The 4,160-nt window shown below is 58.7% G+C and carries 2 protein-coding genes; one reads left to right on the plus strand and one right to left on the minus strand.

Annotated features, from left to right (window positions below):
- Positions 1-167 precede the first annotated feature (167 nt).
- A complete protein-coding gene (locus AB4043_RS16885) occupies positions 168-2,057 on the minus strand; it encodes a phospholipase D-like domain-containing protein (RefSeq protein WP_442307581.1) in 1,890 nt (629 codons plus the stop codon).
- Between the two features lie 575 nt (positions 2,058-2,632).
- Between AB4043_RS16885 and AB4043_RS16890 the strand changes: the two genes are divergently transcribed.
- Positions 2,633-4,084 carry a hypothetical protein gene (locus AB4043_RS16890; protein WP_442307582.1) on the plus strand — a complete coding sequence of 484 codons (1,452 nt, stop codon included), beginning with the start codon at positions 2,633-2,635 and terminating at the stop codon, positions 4,082-4,084.
- Positions 4,085-4,160 lie beyond the last annotated feature (76 nt).

Here is a 4,160-nt window from a genome sequence, read left to right on the forward strand (position 1 = left end):
GTCCTGCGACCAGGAGTCATCGGTGTAAAGAAACAGCCCCTTCTGCACCGCGGCCTGCTGAGCAGATTGTGGCTGTGCGGCTAGCAGCGGTTGAGGCTGAGGCGTCGATACTAGGGCGGCTTTTTTCGATTTGCGCGGTGCCATACGGTCTCCTTTCAGCTATGGCCTTACTTTGAGGCCTTTTTTGCTGTTTTCTTCGCAGCTTTCTTGACGGCCTTCTTCGCCACTTTCTTCGTTGCTGTCTTGACGGCGGTCTTTTTCACGGCTGCTTTCTTTGCCGTCTTCTTTGCTGCTTTCTTTGTGGCCGATTTGGTGGCCACCGGCTTCGGTGCCGCATGCGGTTTCTTCGGATTCGCGTAACGGTTCAAGAAGCTGTAGTGATCCACCAGCAGCAGCGCCTCGATCGCAAATGCAGTGGCGACATCCGCGTCGTGAATCTGCAGCAGGTTGTCACCGTTCTGTTGCTCGCCGCCGGTCGCCAGGTTGGAGGAGCCGCAATACACCACGGGATCCTCTCCATTCAGGCCGCAGACCACGAACTTATCGTGGATCTCATGTCCCGGGGGCGACGGCACCTGATCAAAGGGCGGCGGCAGCGTCGTCTTGCCCGGCCTTCCAGTAACGAGCACGCCATTCGCTGTGCCCGGCTKGTAGAGGTATGTTCCCTCGGGCGCATCGGAGATACCGTAGCTGTAGAGCGTGGTTGTGTTGTGGATAGAGTCCAGGGTGTTGTAGACGGGTGTGTTGCTGCCGGTCAGTTGCATCACCGCGAAGATGACGCTTCCTTTGTCTGCCTGTGCCTCGCTGGTGATGCGATCAGAGATGGCAGTCAGCAGACTCTGCGTCGTGTCGAGCGTATGCGGCGAAAAGGTGACGCTCATCTGCGGCACCCGCCGTCCGGTTGGGGTAAACGGTTGCTCCGCCAAAGGCGTACTGGCAAAGCTGGATGCCGCCGCCTGCGACAGGTTCGGAAACTGCTGCAGCAGGGTCCAGCTCTGCTCGAAGACATCGGAGTAATGCTGGGCTACACCTGGGTCGTCGAAGACCAGCACGTGGTTGGCATTGACATAGAGCCCGGTGACCGAGAAGTTGGTCGAGCCTGTCAGAACGCGGATTGGACTGCCGTCCTTCGAGAGGATGAAGATCTTGTCGTGCGAGTAGCGGTCGAAGCATCCACGCACCAGCGCCGCCGGAGCCTTGGCCATCGCCTGGAACTGCTGCGAAAAGGGCACCTCCAGAGGCGTGATCGTCTTATGCGTCTTCGAGTCCGTGTGCTGGATGTGCAGTGACGCGTCATCCAGAATCATGCGGACCTTGCCCTGTGCCGCCAGCTTCAGAAAGATGGTGACAATGTCCGGCTCATCAAGGTCGTACGCAAAGACATCGAGCGTGAGGGAGTCATCATTCTCCACCTCGCTCAGCAGATCGAAGACCAGCTTACGAGCCGAGGCTCCCATCCAGGCATAAATGTCGTTGTAGGTGCAGGGTGTGCCCTCGGCGTTGGTTCCCGCCTGTGCGGAGGTGTTGTACTGCAGGCCGCGGTTTGGCGGTTCGATGCGTGTGGCTGTGCCGAAGTGGTGGGCATACGCCTGCGACTGCATGTAGCCGCGCGTGAAGCCGACCGTCAGCGCACCTTTGGCAAAGGGGCCGACGGGCACTTTGACCGTGGCCGCGCGGCTTGAATCCATCGGGAGCATTGCTCCGTTGCCATCGAAGAATCGGGGCGTGACCGTGTAGAGGTAGTCGCCCGCCGGCGGTTGGGTGCCGCCATGCATCAGCCCGGGGAACGCGACCCAGCGGTACTTCTGAATGGGAGCGTTGGCCGTGGAGGTATCGGGCTCACTGGCGACCTGCGCGTGATTCGCGGGAAGTGCGAAGCGCAGATTATTGGAGAGGTAGTACGGCTTCGCGCCACTGGGTGGCTGGCAGTAGATGCTGAAACCGGCCAGGTTTTTGGCATCGGCGGCACTGGCAAAGTTGAAAGCCAGCAGGGTTTTCGAATCGCCTATATAGGCTTTTACTGAGAATGAACCTTTGGTTGCGGTAACGACTGCCATCAACTCCTCCTCAAAACAGGCAGACACATCTATACAAGCGGGCCGCTACAAACAGATGAATACCGGAAACGCGGACAGTCGAGGGCATGCCATCCAACTCCTGCCGTCAGCGTTGCGAGCGCAAATTAGTTCAGTCGAGGCCTGYAACGAAGTATGGACCAATTTGCGCCGCAACCCAAGGGCCGGGGCAGGTTTTCTTCACCCCAGCCAGCAAAGCTGACTGGGGACCCCGATTTCCCGATCTCTTCGTCACTCGTCGTTCCAGTGGACCGGCCATAGTTCTCTCCTCAYTCCTCGATCTCGTAAAAATCTGCTCCCGGCGCTGACTGGCASGAGTTKGATGRCACGCCCTAGCACCGCGCCCGGCCTCGTCTCGCGATACGAATACTTGACGATGCCGAATCAGTGGGCCATAGTGGGTGGAGTTTAAAACACATTTCATCCCAGCTCCTGACTGCGTCCGCAGCAGGTTTCGATGTGCATTTCTTTTCTCCCTGAAATTGTCTGTGTCCCGCCGCAGCCTTGAGTTGCGCATTCAGTGATTGGATAGGTCGTTTCCCAGGGAGTTACGGACAATGCGCTTCATGTTTCTTTTGCTGATGGCCAGCTTTTGGTCTGATTTCGCCGCAGCGGCACAGGCTCCGGCGGCCAATGCGGCACAGATCGCCGCGGAGAATGCTGCGAAACAGGGAATTGCGGTCTCGACCGCCAGCGACCTTTCCTCAACGGTCAGCGTAGAGGCGGTGCTGTTGCCCTACAGCGTCGTAAAACGAACCTTTGGGAAGGAAGTTGCAGAGAAGTATGCCGTGGTCTCGCTCACCGTTTCGAATCGCGACCCGAAACAGGGAGTCGTACTGCAGAGCGTCTTCCTCGATTACAGCCGATGGCTCTTCAGCGGCGTCTTTGCCGGCCTGACAAATCGTGCGCAGGCTCCTCCGGAGACCTGGCAGCAACAGAGTCAACCATCGCAGGTTGCCAGTGCCGAGGTGCGTACCGTGAGGACGGACTTTCAGGACGCACAACTTTGGAGTACGAGGAGTTGGGTTATCCATATTGCTTCGGCGGTCGGCGCGGCGGCGGGAGCTGTTTCCTTCTCTACCGCGAGCGATCTCTTCGCCCCAAGCGTGGCGGCGTTCAATGGCAACGTGGTACCGGCGCTCGGTTTGGTCTGGCCTGATAACTCCCAAAGCCAGTTGAATCTGCTGAACGATATCGGATTCCGTACGAACCACGTGATCGCCGCCAAGTCAGCTGACATCGTGGTCGCATTCTTCCCCACAGAGCGGTTCCTCACTCCGACGCTGCATGAGATCTATAAGAAGGCTCCCGCGGCTTTCTTTAACCCCAGCGAGCTGGTCTTTGAACGGTCCAGCCGTCACGGCGCGGGACATCTGTTGCGGTTGATCGAGGAGTCCGGGCTCATTCAGCCCTCACCGTGTGGCGAAAACTCGTCCGAGAAAAGCGTGCGGTGCACGCTGGTTGGTTCCGTCACACGGTATGAGGTGGCTTACGAACAGGCGARGGCCCGGCAGACAGGCGGAGCGAGCCCGCCCAGTCCATGTGCGGATGAAAAAGCCGCCCCCGGCCTGCAAAAGGACTGCTTGAACGTGGCGCTGCTGAACCGGGCCAGCCTGAATAACATTCGCGTGGTCGTCGGCGGCATCATGACGGTGGATGTATCGTCGGTCCCCGCCATCATCTCTTCTGTCCAGATCCAGAACGATCGCCAGCTCGGCACCTGGAAGAGCGGCCAGACAATTACGGGAACTGTGACCGGTACGTTCCTGTCTGGCGGCGCGTTGACCATGACGATGATCGACGCAACCGGCTCCGCATCGACAACGGCATTGGCCAGTGTGAAGACTATGCCGGTCGCGAGTTCCGATACCAGTTTGTCTTTCAGCGCCGTGGTGGGAGCCAATGACATTACCCCTGGGGCAAAGATCTCCTTCAGCGTCACGAAGACAGCCCAGGATAAAAGCACCACGTCGAGCGCGCCGTTCGTGTATGTGGTTTCTCCGGAGTAACAAGGCGTCGTAAGACGTCGGCTTCCCCAATTCATGCATGCGGTCACAGCGGAAAGCAACGTGGCTGAGAGAGAAC

This window comes from Terriglobus sp. YAF25 (genome assembly GCF_052113305.1).
Lineage (GTDB): Bacteria > Acidobacteriota > Terriglobia > Terriglobales > Acidobacteriaceae > Terriglobus.